The sequence below is a fragment of the Enterococcus sp. LJL51 genome, assembly GCF_049894025.1.
GTDB lineage: Bacteria > Bacillota > Bacilli > Lactobacillales > Enterococcaceae > Enterococcus_L.
In genome coordinates this window covers 63619-85713 of the sequence record NZ_JBNEQE010000005.1, presented here as the reverse complement: position 1 = coordinate 85713, position 22095 = coordinate 63619, and the positions used below count along the sequence as shown (strand labels likewise).

Genomic DNA, 22095 nt, shown 5'->3' with positions numbered 1-22095 from the left:
CAAGGTTAAGTACTGCTGTTGCCTTGCTTGTTCATCAGAATCAATTAAATGAATACAGGAGGGAAATGCTATGAGCTATTTCAAGTACAAACAGAAGAATATTTATTTTTCAGTAGCTGGAGAAGGAGAGCCAGTGCTCTTTCTTCATGGAAATACGTCCTCATCAAAAATGTTTGAGCCGTTATTGCCTCGTTATAATGGCTGCCGAATTATATTGATTGATTTTTTAGGATATGGAAAGTCGGATAGAGTCGAAGAGTTTCCAACTAATCTATGGATGGATGAAGCTCGACAAGTGGTTAAGCTGATTGAACATCTCAATTTAAAGAGTATTTATCTAGTTGGGACAAGTGGAGGGGCATGGGCAGCAGTTAATGCAGGATTACTTCGTCCGGATTTAATTAAAGGTGTCGTAGCTGATAGCTTCGATGGAAGAACGCTTCATACTGGTTTTGCTGAAGAGCTTGTGCAAGAAAGAGCTACTGCTCAATCCAATCCAGCAGCTGCTGAGTTTTACGAGTGGTGTATAGGTAGTGATTGGCAAGAGGTTGTAGCCAAGGATACTGCTGCCTTATTGAGACTTTCAAAGTCCGAACAAGAATTATTTATCAAACCTTTGTCAGCCTTTAAAAGCGGACTGCTTCTTACAGCTTCTAAGGAAGATAAAATGATTCGCCCAATGATTGAGCAGGAGTATAAAAACATTCAGAAAGACATTCCACAAGCAAAAATTGTTCTTTTCGATGAAGGTGGACATCCTGCCATAGGCACGAATGCTGAACAGCTAGCGCAAGAGATACACCAATTCATTGAGGAAGAATGAATAAGTAGTGCATGAATGTTTGATAGAGATAATTGAGGTTAGATTGAATAAAATGAAAATTATTGTAAGGTGAATAGAATCAAAAGCAGAGTAGCTTCCAGCTGTTCTGCTTTTGAATTAGGGGAAATAAGTGAGGAAGGGAATAGATGGAAGAACTGAAGCTTACTTTTGATTTCAGCTATTCCTCCTTCGTTGAACAAAATAAAAAAGCCAGAAAGCTTTCTTATTTATAAATTTCTTTAAAATAGTCTACTCAATTACAATATCTTCTGTTGCAACAGGCTCGCCTAATGAAAACATTTCATCCGTAAAAGTAACAAGGATTGCTTCTCAAGAGTTGTTCCTCATTTAATTTATTTAAGCACAACATTCTCTGAATTTTTTGAAATCAAAAATTTCAAATTATATGGAGATAATTAAAGATTAGAAAGGGAAAAAATACATAAATAAAAAAACGACGAAGCGATTAAAAAATAATCGTCTCAGCGTTTATTAGAAAGCCACCTGACGGGCTCGAACCGTCGACCCCCACCTTACCATGGTGGTGCTCTACCAACTGAGCTAAGGCGGCATTTACATAACACAAGATACAGGATAACGTATAGCTATAAGCTTGTCAACTGGTTTTTATAAAATTAACCGTCGATTTCAGCTGCAGATAGAGCTAACCTGTGTAACCCCGATGATTAAGTTAGCATCATCACCTTTTTTCGTGATTTTCATCGCAAAGGTTGAATTATAACAACAGATAAATCTAAAAATGTTTATGTAAATAAAGTAGTTTGGATATATGATATCTTTTAAAAACAGTGAACGCAAGAACAATTGATGTCCTGCGTTTACTGTCTTAGTTTGATGATGAATCGTTTTGGGAACTAATCATCAATATGAGAGAGACTATGCTTTTTTTAGCTTTTTGCTTCGTCCCATTTATTTTTTCACGTATCCTTTAGCACATATTCGCTGCAGTAGTTTTAGCATTTCTATGTGCTCGCAACTGACTGCGTTCAATGATCTTTCTCAACTCAATAATGTTTCGCGGGGATAAAATATCTTCTACGACGACAATCTTATCCTTAGCAAAGTAATCAATATGATGGTTGCTAACATAGAGGTCACAATTATTCGTTGATTTGCGGGCATTGAAATCAAAATACGAAGTATTTTGAGTGACAACATTAATAGTATTGCAGAAATTCAATTTTAAGATGGAACCCAAGACTTCGGCATGTTCTTTGCCAAGGTCGCTAAGTACAGTAATTGAAATGGGACTGCGTTTACTGTATAAGTAGGTAGGAAGATTTTTCCAGTACATCATAAAATCATGGAGAATTTCGTTCAGATACATGGATTTCCAAGGAAACTGATCTCGCTTTTCCAAGTGGCTTAAGGTTTTAGAAATAGTGTTTGAGAACAAAATAAAGTTTTGGCGAATTGACTTACTTGAGTAAAAGAAACGTGAATAAATAATGTGCTTTTTATAGGGAAACACTTGATGGAGATAATAAATATTTTCAATGACCTGTTTGATTTTTTGACTGCTAATCGCATCTATTGGGATATCTAGTTCATTCACAAGATCCTCTATTAAAGAGGCCGCAGCAGATGAGATTATTTCTTTGTCCGTTTCTTTTTCTTGTCCAAAAATCCACCAAAAAACAGTATAATAAAAATCTTTATACCAGTCGTAATTTTGATCCTTTTTAGAAAAGGAATTGATTGAATCCAGTTTTTCTTGATAATCAGGCACCTTTGATTGTGCTAAAAATCCGGAAAAGGCTGAAGAAGTTGGCCATTCATTTTCTGTAGAGAAACCTTGATTAATTCTAGTTAAGGTTACTGCGATTGAGAACACCATATGAATAAGACGAATGTCGCTGAGATAAAGCTGAAAGTCTTCATTAATCTGCTTGACTAGTTCCAGTATTTTCTCTTTATCTAACTGAAAAGGCCAGTGATGAATACCGTAAACTTCTACAAAATAGGAAGTAAAAAAGTAACGGATTTCCCGTTCGCTTTTCCCTGAAAAAATAAACGGATTTCTCTCCATCATAATATTTCTTTCCCGCAAAGGAATATTAATTCTTTTCGATAATCTGTAGATTGATGAACTGCTGGTAAAACATCTTTTTTCGATACTTTCCGAGTACTCTCCTGGATGAAAAAAGACAGTTTCCAAAAGAGAAAAAGTATCTGAGTTTTTAATGATATCTGTATAGATATCATGAATCGAGTGATGGGCGGAGACAGACAGCTTCACACCGTATTTCTTGGACATGTCTATGGAGAGGTGTTCAGGCCAGCGTCCTTCTATATAGCGACAATCCATCATAACTGTTTTAGTCGAACAGTGAAGTTTTTTAGAGAGTTTCTCAGTTGTTAGCCAGTCCTCGCTGCCGTAGAGCAGGTTTAATAGTAAGATACGTCGAGACATATCTGTTGATAATAATCGTTCCATAATAAATTCGCTCCTCGTTTCAAAATCTTCCTATGTTTGAGAACATTTTGACATAGCCTTGTTATATAAGCGATTATACCATTTTTTTTCTATTTTTTTAAATTTAAAACAATCGAATTGTTATGTGTTTGAGACTAACAGGTATATTATAAGAATATAGAAAAGCAATAAATTTTGAAAAGACATAAAAATTTAATAAAAAGCAGATTTGAATTTATCGATAAATGTAAATCTCACCAATTAGCTTGGAGGGATCGACATGAAAACAAATGTAATGAAAATCGCAATGGCTGTAGGATTACTAACTTTTGCGGGAGGAACTACTTTTGCCGAAATCTATGACAAATCAGCTGATGAACAAAAAAAACACACACAAGTAAGTACAGATGCTGCCACAGATCAAACAAGCAGCAAAACTGCAGATTCTATAGCCGAAGCTAAGCCGATTGACACAAAAGCTGAGCTGAAAGCGAAGAAAGAAGCAGAGAGCAGCAGTAACACAGGTGCAGATTTTGTGCCGCCAGTAGTTACAGCAAATGCTGTAACGGTCAGTGTCGGCCAACTGGTAAATATTTATGAAGGCGTAACAGCGTATGATGATTACGATGGAGATCTTTCTGCAGCAGTTGGGGCAGAAGGAAATTTAGATACATCTAAAGCCGGTACACAAACTATTCGTTTTTCTGTTGCTGACAGCAGTGGGAATATTGGTTGGGCAGATAAAACCTTTACGATTACTGCACCTGAAAGCGTGCAACAACCAGCAGTTGTGACCGCACCGGCTGCTTCAACTAGTCAGCAGAATACTGAGGGAAATGACTCAGCGTCTGCTTATCAACCTATGACTATTTATATAAATGGTCAGGCAATTCCCTATCAAAATGGTGGTCAGGGCAGCGGTCAAAGTATCATTGACGGCAATCCTTACGGAACCGCCTCTACTTGGGGAGGAGCGGCAGTGCAGTCTGGCAGCGACGGACTAAATACACATTTTATTGGTCATAACCCAGGTATTTTTAATGCTGTTTTTTCTTTAGGAAGCGGCAGCCAGATAATCGTAACAGATGGTACCGGAGTACCAACGACTTATACAGTCAGCAGTATGGTACGGGTCGATGATTATGGCGCAGAGCTGAGCAGTGGAGCAGACATGTGGGACATGATTACTGGTTCTGGCGGCGGCGAGCGAATCTCACTGCAGGCATGTATCAATGATGATACCAATCTGATTGCATTTGCTTATAATTAATTGTAGTTATGCACATAAATTTCCCCAAAATTTATGCTAAAAGGCTGGGAATTGAGTCTATCTTTTTAAATTTCCAGTCTGATATAACCCTAGTTTTCTGTAAATGAAATACTGGGGAGGAATGCCGAGGATTTCAGTCCTCGGCTTTTCTATGTTCACAGAAATTCTGATGAACGTGAAAGAGCAGCTTTTGCAGAGATTTTTTTAAGGAGAACTATTATTTCAGTTTCAAAAGTATAAATAGTCTTAAACGTTATTTACTAAATAGGCTGGTTAGATAGGAATGGTTCCTACTTTTAGCAATAGTTTTCAATGTTTCATGATTTTTCGCTCAATCAGTGGTAAAATAAATGAGCGAAGAAAAAATAACAAATGGAGGAAATCATGGTTCGGAAATATGAAGATGAAACGCTGCGGATTTTTAGTTTGAATGCCAATCAACCCTTAGCAGAAAAGATTGCCGCTGGAATTGGTACAGAATTAGGAAAAAGTACAGTTCGTCAGTTCAGTGACGGAGAAATTCAAATCAATATTGAAGAAAGTATACGGGGAGACCATGTTTACCTCATTCAATCTACAAATGCACCTGTCAACGATCATCTGATGGAGCTTTTGATTATGATTGATGCATTGAAAAGAGCCAGTGCTAAAACAATTAATGTGGTACTGCCTTATTACGGTTACGCCCGTCAGGATCGAACAGCAAAGCCAAGAGAACCGATAACCGCCAAACTGGTGGCAAATATGCTTGTGGAGGCTGGTGCAACCAGACTGCTTACATTGGATTTGCACACTGTTCAGGTTCAGGGGTTCTTTGATATCCCGGTAGATAATCTTTTTACAATGCCTTTGTTTGCTCAGCATTATCAAGATCAAAAACTAACTGGAGAAAATATTGTAGTGGTTTCACCAAAAAACAGCGGGGTTCAGCGGGCGCGCAGTCTGTCTGAATATCTGAACGCGTCTTTAGCGATTGTGGATCAGTATGAGGAAGACGGTAAGCGTTCCGGCTATGTTATTGGTGAGGTCCAAGATAAAATCTGTATTCTGGTTGACGATATTATTAATACCGGGGAGACATTGACAACAGCAGCTGATATTTTAGCTGAAAACGGTGCTTCTGAAGTGTATGCTTGCGGCTCTCATGGACTGCTTTCACAGGGAGGTAAAGAACGGATTGATGCTTCGCCGATTAAGCAGCTGTGTGTGACAGATTCCGTTGTTGTTTCAGAGGACCGTAGACCAGAGTGTTTGACCATTGTTTCCTGTGCTGATTTAATGGGCGAAGCGCTGAAGAGGATTCACGAGAATACACCAATGAGTCCGCTGTTTCACTTAAAAAAATAATAGTTTTAGAGCTGAGATAAAGAGGTTGGAACAGAAACAGTTGATTTCAAGCAGTAAGAAGGAATTTGTGAAAATTGACTTATAAATTTTTGCTAAATTACAGCTTATTGCCGAATAAATTGTCTCTGTCCCACCATTTATTCGGTTTTAGGCATACTAAAAGTCTGGGAATTTATTTTTATGTCCCAGACTCTTTTAAACCCCATTTACCAGTGAAAGAGGTTTGCTGAAAAAAGCATAAGGCTAAAAAAAAATAGTTCTTGGTTTTTACAAACGGATGCTGCACGGAGTTGTTTGAATTTTTTTTGCTTTCAATTTTATATAATGATTTTTTTAATAGATGTTTTGATGGGAGGAGAAAAAATGAAGGAACAGAAAAAGGGAATTATATTAGGGTTTGCAGCATATATACTATGGGGAATTATCCCGCTGTATTGGAAGCTGCTTCCAGAAGTAGATGCATTGGATATTTTATGCTACCGAATCGTCTGGTCTTTTTTATTTATGAGCCTCTATATTTTTCTGACCAGAAAAGGCGCCGCATTTTTAGCAGAAGTTAAGGCCGTTCTAAAAAGCAAAAAGAAAACAGTAGGGATCGTTGCAGCCGCGGTTTTAATTTCAATCAACTGGTTCACCTTTATCTATTCCGTTAGTCAGGGGCGGGTGACTGAAGCTAGCTTAGGATATTATATGAATCCGTTAGTTAATGTTTTATTAGGAACAGTTATCTTGAAGGAACGACTGAATCGGATAGGAATTGTCGCTTGCCTGCTGGCTTTGACAGGGGTAGTGCTGCTAACTATTCAAACAGGTGTTATTCCTTATGCGTCACTCATCATGGCTTTTTCTTTTAGCCTATATGGGCTGTTGAAAAAGCAGATAGAAGTCAGTTCGTATACAGGTCTAACACTGGAAACACTAATTATTTTGCCAATTGCACTGATTTATCTATTATTTTTTTCAAAACAGGGATTTATGGCTTATACCGGCTCAACAAATCTACTATTAATGGGTGCTGGTGTTGTAACGGCTATTCCACTATTGTTGTTTGCGGAGGCGGCTAAACGGATTTCTTATATTATTGTTGGGTTTATTCAATATGTTAATCCGACAATTATGCTTTTATTTGCTGTTTTCCTATTTCACGAGCCTTATTCAACTGCTCAATTTACCGCATTTGGCTTTATTTGGTTGGGAATCGCAGTCTTTATGTACGGCAGTTTTCTTTCCTATCGAAAGGAACAGCAATTTTTAAAAGAAGAATAAGGATGCTTTGATGAAATCTAAGCTCTATGTTAGAATAACTCAGTAATAATGACGAAAGGACGAATCCGATGAAATACATTTATTTAGATCATGCAGCAACAACCCCTATGCATCCTGATGTGATTAACGAGATGACTGAGGTAATGACCACCAATTACGGCAATCCTTCAAGCATCCATGGTGTTGGTCGAGAGGCTCATCGGAAGCTGGAAGCTGTTCGTCAAATTATTGCGGAAAGTCTTCATGCTGCACCCCATGAGATTATCTTTACTAGTGGTGGAACAGAAAGCGATAATACAGCGATTATTGAGACTGCATTGAGAATGAAGGACAAAGGGAAACATCTCATCACTACTGCTGTAGAACATCCTGCGGTACTTGAGCCGATGAAATATCTGGAGACGATGGGCTTTGATGTAACGTATCTTCCTGTAGACAGCTCAGGTAGGGTAACAATTGAAGCATTTGAAGAAGCGTTAAATGAGGAAACGATTCTTGTTTCTATTATGTATGGAAATAACGAAACGGGTCAATTGATGCCAATTAAGGAGATCGGTGAACTTTTAAAAGAGCATCAAGCAGTTTTTCATACAGACGCTGTTCAAGCTTATGGTTCAGAAGAAATTGATTTACAGAAAATAGGAATTGACTTTTTAAGTGCTTCGGCCCACAAAATAAATGGTCCCAAAGGTGTTGGCTTTTTATATAAAAGAGAAGGAATCCGTTTACTCCCCTTTATGCATGGAGGGGAACAGGAAGAAAAAAGACGAGCTGGTACAGAAAATCTGGCTGGTATTGCAGGAATGGGAAAAGCAGTGGAACGTTTGTCAACTGAGGCGAAGCTGCAACAAAAAAAGAAAAATCAACAGTTTCAATTATTGATCTTGAAGCAACTGACTGAAGCAGAAATTGCTTACCAGCTAAACGGTTCGCAGGAGCAAAAACTTTCTCATATCCTAAATCTTTGGTTTAAAGGGGTTCCTAATGATTTATTATTAATGCACCTTGACCTCAATCACGTTGCTGTATCGACAGGATCAGCTTGTACAGCTGGAACAGTTGAGCCTTCTCATGTACTGGAAGCTATGTATGGTGAGGGACATCCTGCTGTTAATGAATCGATCCGGATTAGCTTCGGTTATGAAAATACAGAGGAAGAGATAGCAAAATTTATGGATATTCTGATTCAGACAGTAAAACGACTGACTGAATAAAAGAAATTAATGAAAATAGACTAGAAAAAACTCGTGTCAACCACTATAATAAAAGATGAATTGAACAAAAGAGGTGAAATAAATGGCGTTTACAGAAAAAGCAGCAGCACAAGGATCGGAAATATTTTATAAAGTGAATTCCGCTGCAAAACGATACACACTTAGAGACAATGGCTTTACTGAAACCAATTCTGGGAACTTCCAACTGATTCGTTCGCTGGATGCAACCCCTCAAAGTAAAGAAGGATTCAAGCTGAAACTCACGATTTCCAAGGATTTGAAATTATTGAAGATGTCAGTGACAACTGCAAATGGGCTAAAGTCTATGAATATTTTCAAAGGAGATAATCATCAAATGAGTCAGGAGAAGTTTTATTTCCTGATGGATGGAATGATTAGCCGTGGTGTTCTGGAAAAAGCTTAATTGATTTGAATCATTGATTCGTAGACAAAGACTCAAGAAATTACTTGGGTCTTTTTTCTTGTTTAAATGGCTATGTTATTACTGTGCCTATCATTTAACTAAAGACTTCAGTACAAACAAAACTGGAAAAATCAGCTGTAATAAATCTCACAATACAACAACTAGTTCAAGATTTACCTGGTATTCTTTTTTTGTGTAAAGGCTGAAAAACATGTTAAAGCATTTGAAGTGTGTAAAAGAATTAGTTATAAAAAATCATTCGAAAAAATAAAAAAATTCGATAACATCTACAAAAATTATGAAGCTTGGAAATCAGCAAAAATTAGTTGGATTTAATAACAAACGATTAATAACAAATAAAAAAAATACAAACAAAATAATAATAAAACAAATGAAAGCGCTTGACAAGATTTTAGTTTAACGTTAAACTTGTTTTGTAAGTATAAGTTTAACGTTAAACCTACAAAATATAGGAGGGCTTACAAATGAAGAAGAAAGTCATCGCAGCGTTGTTCTCAGTTTTATTAATTGGTGGTTTGGCAGCATGCTCATCAGGCAAGGAAAGCCAAACATCATCAGGTACCAAAGACACAACAGAAGATAAAGGAATGGACGTAATCGGCGAAACAGTGAAATTTGATCCAAATAAGCTAGTGAATGATGGCGAATCGATTAAAATTGATTACTGGACTTGGAACGAGGGCGATCCAGCAATTGAGATGGCTAAAGAGTATGAAAAAATCTATCCGAATGTTGAAATCAAAGTCGTTAACCAGCCTTGGGAAGATTATTGGACAAAGCTGCCATTATCATTAAAAGGGAAAGATGGTCCGGCAATTTTTAATATTCATAATTCACAACATGATATTCTAATCCCTTATTTAGCACCTTATGATATTTCAGTAGATGATTTGAAGGCTGATTTTACATCAGTTGATCCTCATGTGATTGATGGAAAAGTATATTATACTGACAGCTTAATTAATACCGGAAACTTCTATTATAATAAAGCAATGTGGAAAGATGCTGGATTAACCGATGCGGATATTCCAAAAACCTGGGATCAGTTTAGAGAAGTCGCGAAGAAGCTGACTAAAACAGAAAATGGACAAATCACTCAGGCTGGTTTTAACTATAACTTTGAAAACTATAGTGCAATCTATGAAGGGTTGAATTACCAAAAAGGCACATTGTTGTTTAAAGACGATGGTAAGGTCGTAAACTACGATAATAAAACAACTGAAGAAAACATGCAGTTCCTAATTAATCTATATGAAAAAGATAAGGTTGGTTCAAAGGACTTTGGGAAAGAAGCAAAACAAAGCTTTGGTAATGGTCAAACAGCAATGGTTTATATGTGGGGCTGGTATTTAAATGAACTGAATACAAACTATCCAGATATTGATTTTGGTGTTTTTGCAACGCCGACGCCAACAGAAGATGTACCATTTGCTTATGACCGTTACAATGGAGAAAGTACGCCAGGAATTAACAAGAATCAGTCAGAAGAACAGCAAGCTGTAGCACAGGACTTCCTGAGATATTGTCTGGCTAATGATGAATATTCTAAAAAAGGTGCTTTGGCATTAGCGTCATTCCCGACAAAGAAATCATTAGCGGATGACTCTGAAATTTTAGAAAATCCTGTATTGAGTGCGATTGCTCCTCGTGTAGACCGTCTAATCTGGCCTGGTGCCTTTCCTGCAACAGTTGAAAAAACAGCAGATCAGACATTAGATGATGTTTTATACAATGGTAAAGATATGAAACAAGCGATTAAAGATGCACAGGAAAAAATGGAATCTGAAATGAAGGATACAGATTTTACATCATTAGAATCTAGTTACGAATTCTTTGACGAAGCAAAATAAGTATAGCTTAGAGGGGATGGGGATATTCATGTCCCTTCCCCACTTAATAAAAGAATGAAGGAGGGATAATGATGGAACAAAAATCAGTTAAACCTACGTTTTTCAGCTTGAAAAATATTACGGTTACTTTACTTGTGCTATATTTTGCGGTTTTTCTAGTCTATCCGATTTATAAAGCTTTTGCCGGAAGTCTTCATGACTGGAATCCGCTGATTGATAAATATAATTTTGTTGGTCTGGATAATTTTAAAAATGTCTTAACGAATAAGCTGTTTTGGAGCTCAATGAGCAACACATTTATCTTTGCATTTTTCTCAGTGGTGTTCCGGGTGATTATCGGATTAGGTCTTGCAACGCTGCTGTATTCAAAATTGGCACGTTTCAAAACATTCTTTAGAGGGATGTTTTATATGCCGACAATCACACCATTAGTTGCGGTTTCCTTTGTTTGGATGTGGATGTTCAATCCTCAGTTTGGCTTAATTAATAAACTCTTTCAACTGGATATTAACTGGCTGATGAACTCTAAATGGGCGATGCCGGCAATTATTATCATGACAATATGGAAGGACTTTGGTTATGCTACGGTAATCTTTTTAGGCGGATTAATGGGGCTGCCGGAGGATGTATTTGAAGCAGCAGATATTGATGGAGCAAATAAGTGGCAGCGTTTCAGTCAGATTACCTGGCCATTACTTCGTCCAACAACACTGTTTGTAGTTATTACTTCACTAATCACTTATCTGCAGGCGTATATTCAGGTTTTGATTATGACCAAAGGCGGACCAGGAACCAGCACTTATGTTATTTCTTATTTAATTTATGACGAGGCCTTTGAAAAATACAATTTTGGGACAGCCTCAGCAATGGCAATCATCCTATTTGTCATCATTGGTATTTTAACCATTATTATGTTTAAAATCACTGGAGAAGGGAAGTTGGACAAATGAAAACAAAACGGATTCTGTTCAATCTGCTTCTGCTAGCCCTTGCATTGATAACAGTGGTTCCATTCATTTGGATGCTGCTTTCCTCATTTGCTACGAATCAGGAAATTGTGCGGGTAGACGGCGGTTTGTTTCCTACACCGAATACCTTTCAAAACTACATAGATGTTCAGGAAAAGTTTGATTTTATGCGGATGTTTTTCAATAGTCTGTTCATCTCTGTAACGATAACTGCAATCACAATTTACACCAGTGCTTTAGTAGGATTTGTTTTTGCTAAGTATCGCTTTAGAGGAAGAAATTTGCTCTTCGGTGTGGTACTCAGTACGATGATGCTGCCTTGGGCAGTAACAATTATTCCTAAATATGAGATGATGCTTGATTTTGGTTGGCTGGATTCCTATAAGTCGCTAATTATTCCAGCAATGATCAGTGGTTTTGGTATCTTCCTGTTCCGGCAGTCAATTTCTCAGATTTCTGATGAGATGCTGGAAGCGGCGAGAGTAGACGGTGCATCTGAATTCTTCATCTTTCATAAAATCATTCTACCCATGTCGCGCAACACGATTGCAAGTTTGGCAATTTTTCAGTTTTTATGGAGCTGGGAAGACTATCTATGGCCGTTCCTGATGATTAATGATGAGAAGAAACAGCTGATTTCTGTCGGATTGAGAATGTTCAACGGACAGTACGGAACAGACTACGGCGGATTATTTGCGGCAACTTCAATTTCAATCATCCCGGTTATCATTGTTTATATCATTTTCCAGAAGCAATTTATTGCTGGTGTGGCCAGCGGTTCAGGGAAGTAAAAAAAGAAAGATTGGATACTTCTTTACCTTATGGATATAATAGTTGTAAATAAACAAGAAGATGGTGAAGAAAATGCGGGTAACAATCAAACAAATTGCACAGGAGGCTGGCGTAAGTATTACAACGGTTTCCAATGTCATCAATAAAAAAGCCCATCGAGTTTCAAAAGATAAGATTGATCTGATTGAGGAAATCATAAAAAAATATAATTATGCACCAAATATGAATGCCAGAGCACTGGTACAATCCTCTTCAAAGCTGATTGGTCTGCTTTATTATTCAGACAAAGTAGATATTGATTTCTCCGACCCTTTTGTTACTGAGGTTCTGGAAGGAATTGAACGTCGGGCAAAGGAAGCCGGTATGTTTACGTTGATTCATAATGTTACTTCAGTGGAGGACGTAGAGGCTGTTCAGAGAAACTGGAAATTTGAGGGATTTATTGCTGTTGGTGTATCCGCAGAATTCTTCAGTGAGATTAACAAAATTATTCAAGCACCTGTTGTGTTTGTTGATACCCATCTCACAGATGAAGAGAGCTATCTGGCAGAGCACTCGAATAACCGGGTGTTCATCAATACAGATGATTTTGAAGCGGGGCTTATAGCAACCCGCTTCCTGATAGAAAATGGGCATAAAAGGTTTGCGTTTCTGACCTATCCTTTTGACGAAGATACAACAGGAGTTATCGAGCAGCGCTATCAAGGCTTTAATAAAGCCTTGAGAAACAGTAATTTGAGTTTTGAGCGCAGACATCTTTATACGAGAGATGATTTTGATCAGATGGCTGCCCGGTTAACTGAATTTACCGCAGTAGTAGTTACTGCAGATTTTCTGGCAGTTTCCTTTATTCATTCATTAAAGGTGAAGGGATTATACGACAGAGAGAAAATAGCAGTTATTGGTTTCGATGATATTAAGTATGCAGAAATTAATGATCCCCCATTGACAACTATTCGTTTGGATCATGTCAAAAAAGGAGAAATGGCATTAATTAAGCTGCTTGAAATTATTGAGGAGCCAGATAAAGAGAATCAATCGCTTTATTTTCTTTCTGGAGAATTGATTGTCCGGCAATCTGTAACGAAAGTGACTGAGTAAGAAATTCAGTAAACAAAGGAATGTCTTTTTGGGACATTCCTGCAGCCTGTTTCAAAAAACGTACTTTAAATAAAACAGGTGGTGTGTAGGCACATGGCAAAAATTGCAGATGAATACTTTAAACTTAATCCTTGGAAGATTATCGAAACTGGCTTTAATCCTGAATATGAGCAGGTGTCAGAGTCTATTTTCTCTCTAGGAAATGAATATATGGGCGTTCGCGGCTACTTTGAAGAAGGATCTTCGGGGGAAACTCTATTAGGCAGCTATTTTAACGGTATTTATGAGTTCAGCCGAAAAAAGGCGCTTTCTCATTACAAAGGAATTGTTACGAAACCTCATTTCATGCTAAATACCGTTGACTGGTTATATACAAGAATTATGATTGACGGTGAGCGGTTGGATATGAATGCGATTACTTTTGAAGATTTTTCTAGGGTACTCGATTTAAAAAACGGTTGTTTAACACGATCTTTTGTTTGGATAACGAAAACTGGAAAACGTTTGAAGGTTCAATTTGAACGCTTTCTACATATGGAAAATTCAAGCAGCGGCTATCAAAAAATTTCGTTTAAACCTTTGAATTTTAACGGAAATCTTCAGCTGATTAGTGGAGTTGATTTCAATACAAAACATGGTCAGGAGCCAGTCTCCTTCTGGAAAGAAAAGCGAAAAGGACAGCTTAATGCGCAGGAAGATTTAGCAATTATCGGCCAAACGATTTCTACTGGTCAGCAAATATTTTCCGGATTTCATCTGAATAGTAATCAGAAAGCAGAAAAGAAACTGATAGAATCAGACAAGCTAATCGGATATGAGCTTCAGCTGATTTTAGAAGAAGGACAAGAAGTCATTGTAGAAAAGCTTGTTTCTAATCTTATTAAGAAACAGCCTGCTGATACAGATGAATTGTGGCAGGAAGGAACAGACGCAGTCGAAGCACTTTCTCTTCAAGGCTATACGAAAGGACAAGAAGCTCAGCAAAACTATTGGCAAAATATCTGGGATAACTTTGATATTCGAATTGACGGGGATGAAAAGAACCAGCAGGGAATCCGGTTTTGCATCTTCCAGCTGCAGCAGACTTATCATGGACAAAATGCTTCAAACAACATTGGGGCTAAAGGTTTAACAGGAGAAGCATACAGCGGTCATGCATTTTGGGACACAGAAACCTGCTGTTTACCTTACTATCTATTTAACAATCCAAAGGCGGCTAAAAACCTGCTTGAATTCCGCTATTCAACTTTGGAGGCTGCAAAGCGCAGAGCCAAAGAATTGGATTGTCAAGGTGCCTGTTATCCAATTGCTACGCTGAATGGGGATGAGGCGTGTGACCTTTGGCAGCATGCCAGTACACAGTTTCAGCCAAGCACAGGAGTAGCCTATGGTATCTGGCATTACAGTCACCTAACAGGAGATAAAGAATTTCTATACAGTCATGGAGCAGAGATGCTGGTAGAAATTTCCCGCTTTTTGGAAGCACGGGGAGATTGGAGTCAGCTGACAAATAAATTCGGCTTTTACGGTGTAATGGGACCGGATGAGTTTCAGGTGATGGTCAACCATAACGCATATACCAACTATATGGCAAAAATGACATTTGAGTATACAGTGAAGATACTGAAACAAATGCTTAAAGAAGCGCCAGAGCAATTTGTGGCAGTACAGGAAAAAACTGGCGTAACAAAGGATGAGTGGGAAAACTGGGCGCATTGTGCAGAAGAAGCGCTGTTCTTTGAAAGAGAAGATGGTGTTATCGAACAACACGATGGATTTTTTGATTTGCCTCATATTGATATTCAAAAGATTCCTGTGACGGATTTTCCATTGTATTCTCACTGGTCCTATGATCGTATCTATCGCAATGATATGATCAAACAGCCGGATGTTTTGATGTTCCAATTCTTATACAATCAACAGTTTTCTAAAGAATCTAAGCGGGTAAACTACGAGTACTATGAACCTAGAACGATTCATGAATCTTCATTGTCACCGTCTATTCATTCTGTATTAGCGGCTGAATTAGGCAAATTTGATGAAGCCTTTGATTTCTTCAGCTTTGCGACTCGGATGGATTTGGACAATTACAACCGCAATACGAATGAAGGGCTTCATACGACATCTATTGCCGCCGCCTGGATGAATATTGTCTATGGCTTTGGTGGACTTCGGAGTGACGGCAGCCAGCTGGTTTTGAACCCAATACTGCCGGTACAGTGGACAGGCTATTCCTTTAGAATCCAATATAACGGCAGCATCATTGAAGTTGCTGTTGCTGATAAACAGGCGACTCTTCGAACAGTTGCCGGCAAGCCAGTAACAATGACCGTCTATGGACAGGAAAGAACGATTGCTGAAGCAAGCAGTCAGTTGATGATTCCAGAACAATGGCAAGTTTAAAGAACTGTCAGTAGCTTTTCTCGACTGGTGAGACCTGCCTGAGGAGTAGCTGGACTTGGAAAATAGGCGAATCACTATTAGGGAGATTGGGCAGGGATGAAGAATTTTCTCTCAATCTTCCTTTTTGTCGAAATTAAGAAAAATTGGAGGAGAAAACATGAGCTGGATTATTTCAGAGACTGGAAAACAGCTGGACAAAGCTGTAGATTTTGGAAATAAATTCCTTATCGGTAATGGCTATTTCGGCTATCGGGGGACGCTGGAGGAGTATACAAAGAAAGAGATGGTTGCCTGTAATCTATCTGGAATTTACGATCAACGGGGAACCGCTTGGCGGGAACCCGTTAATGCGCCTAATGGATTGTTTACAAAGCTAACAGTAGCTGGAGAAAACATTGATTTAACAACCTGCGATATTGAAGAGCATCTTCAGCAATTAGACATGTACAAAGCCGTTCATCAGCGAAAAACAGTTTTTAAGGGAAGCAACGGGCTAGTGACAGTTGAAAGTGAGCGTTTCGCAAGCAGCAGCGACTCCCATCTCCTGGTCATGAGCTATTCTTTTTCTTTAGAGAAAACTGGGGAAGTTCGGCTTTTAACAGGAATTGATAAGCAGATTTGGGATATTAATGGTCCTCATTTAACGGATTTTACCGTTCATAAAGAGACAAGCGTCATTGGTTTATCTGCTGTAACCAGTGAATTAGGAGAGACCGTAATCACAGCTGAAACAGCTGCTTTTAACGAAGATATACAGCCGCAGCTGATTGATTCAGAAGCCGGTGTTTTTCATGAATTTACATTTACCGCTGAAGCGGGGAAAACATATACTTTGACTAAAACAATTGCGGTTTACACATCAAAGGATACAGAGAATCCTGTCGAAACAGCACTTGAGAGCAGCCGGAAGGCGAACAATATCGGCTATGAAGTCTTGAAAGAACAGCATGAGGAACAGTGGAAAAACTATTGGTATGTATCAGATGTTGAAATTGAAGGGGATGAAGAAGCTCAGCTGGCATTACGTTACAGTATTTATCAGCTGCTAAGTATCGCCCCTAGAAAAGGACAACCAGTATCAATACCGGCTCGGGGGCTGTCAGGTCAGACGTATAAAGGAGCTGTTTTCTGGGATACAGAGATGTTTATGCTGCCTTTTTTCCTGCATACAGCACCTGATGTAGCAAAAAGCTTGATGGATTATCGAATTCGCACATTGGATGGGGCCAGAGCAAAAGCAGCTGAATATGGCTTTAAAGGTGCTTTCTATGCCTGGGAAAGCCAGGAAAATGGACAGGATGCTTGTTCAGACTACAATGTTACAGATGTGTTCACTAAACGACCAATGCGGACCTACTTCCGTGATAAGCAAATTCATATTAGCGGCGATGTTGCCTACGGTATTTGGCAAACCTATTTAATGACTGGTGATCAGGAGATTTTATTCGATGGAGGAGCTGAAGTCATTCTTGAATGTGCCCGTTTTTATTATTCCTATTCCTATTATCGTTCTGAGAAAGAACAGTTTGAGCTGATTGATGTAATTGGTCCGGATGAATACCATGAACGTGTTTATAATAATGTGTATACAAATAAAATAGCGGCTTACACACTGGATATTGCACTAAAAACACTGGAAATTATTAGTGAAAAACCGGATTTTTACCGAGCGCTTATTGAAAAGCTGAATTACGAGGAAGAAATTCTAAATCTAAAAAAAATGAAAGTCGCTTTATATATTCCGGAACCTGATGAAGAAACCGGTGTTATTGAGCAGTTTGACGACTACTTTAAGCTTGAGGATACAACTGTGGATGAGGTTCGCTCGCGGCTAATCGACCCGAAAGAATACTGGGGCGGTGCCTATGGTGTGGCTTCAGATACACAAATCATCAAGCAGGCAGATGTCGTGTTGATGCTGAACTTATTTAAAGAGGATTATTCAAAAGAAGTAAAAAAAGCCAACTGGACCTACTATGAACCACGAACAGAGCATGGTTCTTCTTTAAGTCCCTGTATTTATGCCTTGCTTGCCTGTGATGTTGGCGATCCTGAGTGGGCATATCCGTACTTCATGAAGACTGCCTCCGTTGATTTAACGGGACAGACGAAACAATTTGCTGGAACCATTTATATTGGTGGAACCCATCCGGCAGCGAACGGTGGCGCTTGGATGGCTGCAGTTCTTGGCTTTGGCGGATTGAAGATAGAAAACGGCAAGCTTTCAACAAATCCCAAGCTACCAAAAAAATGGACAAAGCTAAGCTTTAAAGTTTGTAGAAATGACGGAATTTATCAAGTGGAAGCAGGAAAGGACGGCAGTAAAATATGGAAACGATGAAAGGTGCAATATTTGATTTGGATGGTGTAATTGTGGATACTGCAAAGTATCATTATCTGGCTTGGAAAAAGCTGGCGAATCAGCTAGGATTCGATTTTACTGAAGAGCAAAATGAACGATTGAAAGGTGTCAGCCGAGTGCGTTCACTGGAAATTCTTTTGGAGATTGGCGGTATTAATTTAACTGAGGAAGAGCAGGAAAAGTACAGAGAACTGAAAAATGAGTGGTATCTGGATTATATTAAAGATATGAAAACAGATGAGCTTTTAAAAGGGGCAAAGGAATACATCCTGCAGCTTAAAAAAGCCGGAATTAAGATTTCTTTAGGGTCTGCCAGTAAGAATGCAGTTTTAATTCTAAAGAATTTAGACATTTATGATCTTTTTGATGCAATTATTGATGGTAATCAAGTATCCAAGGCTAAGCCTGATCCAGAGGTTTTTTTAAAGGCAGCAGAAGCACTAGGATTAGATTCGTCAGTGTGTACTGTTTTTGAGGACGCCGAAGCAGGGGTTCAGGCTGGAAAAGCGGCAGGAATGTATGTAGTTGGAATCGGAACAAAAGAGAATCTTCCAGAGGCAGACAGGGTTGTTGCTGGACTTTACGAATTATTAGTTTAAAAATTTAAGTGACTGATAATTTTATAATGGAGTAAAGATAGAAGGTCTAAGTTGTATGGGAGCGGGCAACTCCTGCGGTTACTCATCGCAGTTTAAAATCTGACAAGTGCTCCCGCGGTTACTCGTCGCAGCCTAAAACCCGACAAGTGCTCCTGCATTACTGTTTATTCGATTTTCATGTGAGTGAAACATAACTCTTTGAGTTATATCTCACTCACGTTTTTTTGCTTTAAAACTGAACAAAAGAAGAAGTAGAAATAATTTTTTGAAATAAGCTGCCTTTTTATTAAAAGTTTTGAAGCAGCAAGAAAAAGTATAGCCTAAAGAATAGGTGCTATTACGATTGCGTTCCTTATTCTCCATGATTAATACTTTCAGTCAACCGTTCTTGTATTGTTACGCTTAAAATTTGCTATGAATGCAAATGATGATATCCCTGCGTTTAGTTTCCCCAAAAAGTGAAACTACTGCTATAAGAAAGTTCTCTTTATGCTAAAATGAGAAAAGAGAATAGTTGTCAGTTATTTGTAAAAGAAGAGAGGGCTGCTGAAAAAAGGAGAGTGCCTATGCCTATTGAAATCGAAGCAATTGGAATTGTAGATAATCAAATAAGCCAGCGTAAGGATAACTCATGGGGAACAGACCTATCCAAGGTTATTCTAAAATCAAATTATTTTGGCGGATTGAAAGGCTTATCAGAATTTTCTCATGTTCTGATACTCTATTATCTGAATCAAGCACATTTTGATGAAAAAAATCATTTGCAAAGAAAGCCGCAGAACAGGGAAGATATGCCTTTAGTAGGAATTTTTTCCCAAAGAGGAAAGGATCGCCCAAACCAAATCGGGATTACAGCAGTAGAGGTAGTTTCTGTTTCGGAAACTACGTTAACAGTGAAAGGGCTGGATGCAATTGACGGCACGCCGGTTTTAGACATTAAACCATATTATCCCATGTATGATTGTAAAGATGAGGCAATTGTTCCGGAGTGGGTCAATCGACTAATGAAAAGCTATTTTTAAATGAAAAAGAACTTGATTTTATTAATAGCAGGAAGTAAAAGAATAATTGAAAGAAACAGAGGAAGAACATGCAAAAAGAATACATTAAAATCCAACATATTCCAGCACTTTTATGGGGAAAGCAATCAGACCGACTATACGTTGCGGTTCATGGCGATCAGTCTAACAAAGAAGACAAAGTTATTGCACTGCTGGCTGAAGAAGCAGTGAAGAAGGGGTTTCAGGTGCTTAGCTTCGATTTACCTGCTCATGGAGAAAGAATAGGTGCAGAACCTCAAAATGCTCAAATATATATTGAAGAGCTTGAACAAGTAATGGTCTATGCAAAAAAACAGGCAAAAGACATTTATTTGTTTGCCAATAGTATTGGCGCCTATTTTAGCTTACTAGCTTTTTCTGATGAGAAGCTAAAGCAGACCTTGTTCTTATCACCTATTTTAGATATGGGTCAGCTTTTTGAAAAGATGATGCTTTGGGCGGGAGTCAATCCTGACCAGCTGCAAAAGCAGCAGGTTATAGCCACACCCTTCAAGACTCTCTATTGGGCGTACTATACTTATGTTAAGGCACATCCTATTGTAATGTGGGATATACCAACTGCTGTTTTATACGGTACCCTTGATAACTTAACAGATATGTCAGTGATAAAGGATTTTTCCAGCCGATTTCCAGTTGATTTAACGATTATGGAAGACAGTGAGCATTTTTTCCATACAGAGAAGCAGCTGGCTTTTTATCAAGCATGGCTACAGCAAATGATTAGTTAATTGAACGGCAGCAGCGACCTTGCCTGTCGGGGGAACAGTATTTATTGGCAATAGTTATTTAGGTTTTTTTATAATTTTGCGAACATCTTTACATCTCATGAATTCCTAGTATAATGGAAAGCACTGGAAAACAGCGACCTTCAAATCGTGGATGTTTCAGAATCTATAAGAATGATGGTGAGAAAATGACAAACAGCAAGATACGTGTTGTCGTCGGAATGAGCGGCGGGGTTGACTCGTCGGTTACAGCACTGCTTTTAAAGGAGCAGGGCTATGATGTTGTAGGCATCTTTATGAAAAATTGGGATGATACCGATGAAAATGGTGTCTGTACAGCGACAGAGGACTATAAGGATGTTGCTAAGGTAGCCGATCAAATTGGTATTCCCTACTATTCGGTGAATTTTGAAAAGGAATATTGGGATCGTGTGTTTGAATATTTTTTAGCAGAATATCGACTTGGCAGAACACCGAATCCCGATGTTATGTGTAATAAAGAAATCAAATTTAAAGCCTTTTTAGACTATGCTATGCAGTTAGGTGCAGATTATGTGGCTACAGGACACTATGCACAAGTAGCGCGTGATGAAGACGGAACCGTCCATATGCTGAGAGGTGTAGATAATAATAAGGATCAAACATATTTTCTAAGTCAGCTGTCACAAGAACAGTTAGCTAAAACTATGTTTCCGTTAGGCAGCATGGAAAAATCAGAAGTCCGTCGTATTGCAGAAGAAGCAGATTTAGCAACTGCAAAGAAAAAGGATTCAACTGGTGTTTGCTTTATCGGAGAAAAGAATTTCAAGGAATTCTTAAGTAATTATTTACCGGCTAAGCGCGGCAATATGGTCACTGAAGATGGTGAAGTGAAAGGTCAGCATGACGGATTAATGTATTATACAATTGGTCAGCGGCAAGGACTTGGAATTGGAGGAGGCGGTCAATCGCAAGAACCTTGGTTTGTGATTGGCAAGGAGTTGGAAACAAATACTCTTTATGTTGGTCAAGGCTTCCATCATCCGACACTCTATGCTACACGTCTGGATGCCAGCCAAATTCATTTTACGACAAATGAAGAAAGAGTAAAGGAATTCCGCTGTACAGCAAAGTTCCGTTATCGTCAGCAGGATGTTCCCGTGACTGTTAAGCTTTTATCTGATAATCGGGCCGAGGTCATCTTTGATGAACCAGTCCGTGCAGTAACACCAGGACAAGCAGTGGTATTTTATGATGGCATGGAATGCCTTGGCGGCGGTCTGATCGATCAGGCATATAAAGACGCAGAAGTTCTTCAATATGTTTAAAAGTATGGGATGCCTTTGATTGATTTATCAGAGGCATCTTTCTAATAGCTAGACCAGCTTTTATGTTAAAATAAGATAACGGATGTTCTTTTTAAGCTCAATTGCTTGCATCTTTATCTGGAACT

General features: G+C 38.5%; 17 protein-coding genes and 1 tRNA gene. 16 read left to right on the top strand and 2 right to left on the bottom strand.

The features are described from left to right. The first annotated feature begins 70 nt into the window (after positions 1–70). Entirely contained in the window at positions 71–823 is a 753-nt protein-coding gene (locus ACPWSO_RS06965) for an alpha/beta fold hydrolase (protein ID WP_426082159.1), read from the top strand. Positions 824–1321: 498 nt separating this feature from the next. On the opposite strand, the gene ACPWSO_RS06960 is transcribed toward ACPWSO_RS06965, so the two are convergent. Both ACPWSO_RS06960 and ACPWSO_RS06955 read right to left on the bottom strand, forming a co-directional pair. Continuing rightward, a tRNA-Thr gene (locus tag ACPWSO_RS06960) sits at positions 1322–1394 on the bottom strand. A 378-nt stretch (positions 1395–1772) separates the two neighbouring features. After that, a complete protein-coding gene (locus ACPWSO_RS06955; protein WP_426082158.1) occupies positions 1773–3281 on the bottom strand; it encodes a helix-turn-helix domain-containing protein in 1509 nt (502 codons plus the stop codon). Between the two features lie 259 nt (positions 3282–3540). On the opposite strand from ACPWSO_RS06955, the gene ACPWSO_RS06950 reads away from it, so the two are divergent. The 15 genes from ACPWSO_RS06950 to mnmA all read left to right on the top strand — a co-directional run bounded on the left by ACPWSO_RS06950 (position 3541) and on the right by mnmA (position 21970). After that, positions 3541–4530: an immunoglobulin-like domain-containing protein gene (locus tag ACPWSO_RS06950; RefSeq protein WP_426082157.1), complete on the top strand. Its 990-nt coding sequence runs from the start codon at positions 3541–3543 to the stop codon at positions 4528–4530. Between the two features lie 384 nt (positions 4531–4914). After that, positions 4915–5877 (top strand): ribose-phosphate diphosphokinase, encoded by a 963-nt coding sequence (locus tag ACPWSO_RS06945; protein WP_426082156.1) that lies wholly within the window; start codon positions 4915–4917, stop codon positions 5875–5877. A gap of 363 nt (positions 5878–6240) precedes the next feature. Further along, positions 6241–7143 (top strand): EamA family transporter RarD, encoded by a 903-nt coding sequence (rarD, locus tag ACPWSO_RS06940; RefSeq protein WP_426082155.1) that lies wholly within the window; start codon positions 6241–6243, stop codon positions 7141–7143. A gap of 68 nt (positions 7144–7211) precedes the next feature. Next, positions 7212–8357: a cysteine desulfurase family protein gene (locus ACPWSO_RS06935; RefSeq protein WP_426082154.1), complete on the top strand. Its 1146-nt coding sequence runs from the start codon at positions 7212–7214 to the stop codon at positions 8355–8357. An 82-nt stretch (positions 8358–8439) separates the two neighbouring features. After that, a complete protein-coding gene (locus tag ACPWSO_RS06930) occupies positions 8440–8781 on the top strand; it encodes a DUF1831 domain-containing protein (protein WP_426082152.1) in 342 nt (113 codons plus the stop codon). 485 nt (positions 8782–9266) lie between these two features. Next, complete coding sequence (locus ACPWSO_RS06925; RefSeq protein ID WP_426082151.1) at positions 9267–10652, top strand: extracellular solute-binding protein; 1386 nt, start codon at positions 9267–9269, stop codon at positions 10650–10652. 71 nt (positions 10653–10723) lie between these two features. Beyond that, entirely contained in the window at positions 10724–11602 is an 879-nt protein-coding gene (locus tag ACPWSO_RS06920) for a carbohydrate ABC transporter permease (RefSeq protein WP_426082150.1), read from the top strand. Next, the gene (locus ACPWSO_RS06915) at positions 11599–12411 is read left to right on the top strand and encodes a carbohydrate ABC transporter permease (protein ID WP_426082149.1); all 813 of its coding nucleotides are present in this window, start codon (positions 11599–11601) and stop codon (positions 12409–12411) included. The genes ACPWSO_RS06920 and ACPWSO_RS06915 overlap by 4 nt, the downstream gene beginning before the upstream one ends. Before the next feature lie 73 nt (positions 12412–12484). Then, a complete protein-coding gene (locus tag ACPWSO_RS06910) occupies positions 12485–13513 on the top strand; it encodes a LacI family DNA-binding transcriptional regulator (RefSeq protein ID WP_426082148.1) in 1029 nt (342 codons plus the stop codon). Positions 13514–13606: 93 nt separating this feature from the next. Further along, positions 13607–15916, top strand: coding sequence for a glycoside hydrolase family 65 protein (locus ACPWSO_RS06905; protein ID WP_426082147.1), 2310 nt, complete (start codon positions 13607–13609; stop codon positions 15914–15916). A gap of 157 nt (positions 15917–16073) precedes the next feature. Continuing rightward, positions 16074–18257, top strand: coding sequence for a glycosyl hydrolase family 65 protein (locus ACPWSO_RS06900; protein ID WP_426082146.1), 2184 nt, complete (start codon positions 16074–16076; stop codon positions 18255–18257). Continuing rightward, positions 18245–18877 (top strand): beta-phosphoglucomutase, encoded by a 633-nt coding sequence (gene pgmB / locus ACPWSO_RS06895; protein ID WP_426082145.1) that lies wholly within the window; start codon positions 18245–18247, stop codon positions 18875–18877. The genes ACPWSO_RS06900 and pgmB overlap by 13 nt, the downstream gene beginning before the upstream one ends. A 566-nt stretch (positions 18878–19443) precedes the next feature. After that, a complete protein-coding gene (tsaA, locus tag ACPWSO_RS06890; protein ID WP_426082144.1) occupies positions 19444–19899 on the top strand; it encodes a tRNA (N6-threonylcarbamoyladenosine(37)-N6)-methyltransferase TrmO in 456 nt (151 codons plus the stop codon). Between the two features lie 68 nt (positions 19900–19967). Then, positions 19968–20666, top strand: coding sequence for an alpha/beta hydrolase (locus ACPWSO_RS06885; RefSeq protein WP_426082143.1), 699 nt, complete (start codon positions 19968–19970; stop codon positions 20664–20666). A gap of 185 nt (positions 20667–20851) precedes the next feature. Continuing rightward, the gene (gene mnmA / locus ACPWSO_RS06880) at positions 20852–21970 is read left to right on the top strand and encodes a tRNA 2-thiouridine(34) synthase MnmA (protein ID WP_426082142.1); all 1119 of its coding nucleotides are present in this window, start codon (positions 20852–20854) and stop codon (positions 21968–21970) included. Positions 21971–22095 lie beyond the last annotated feature (125 nt).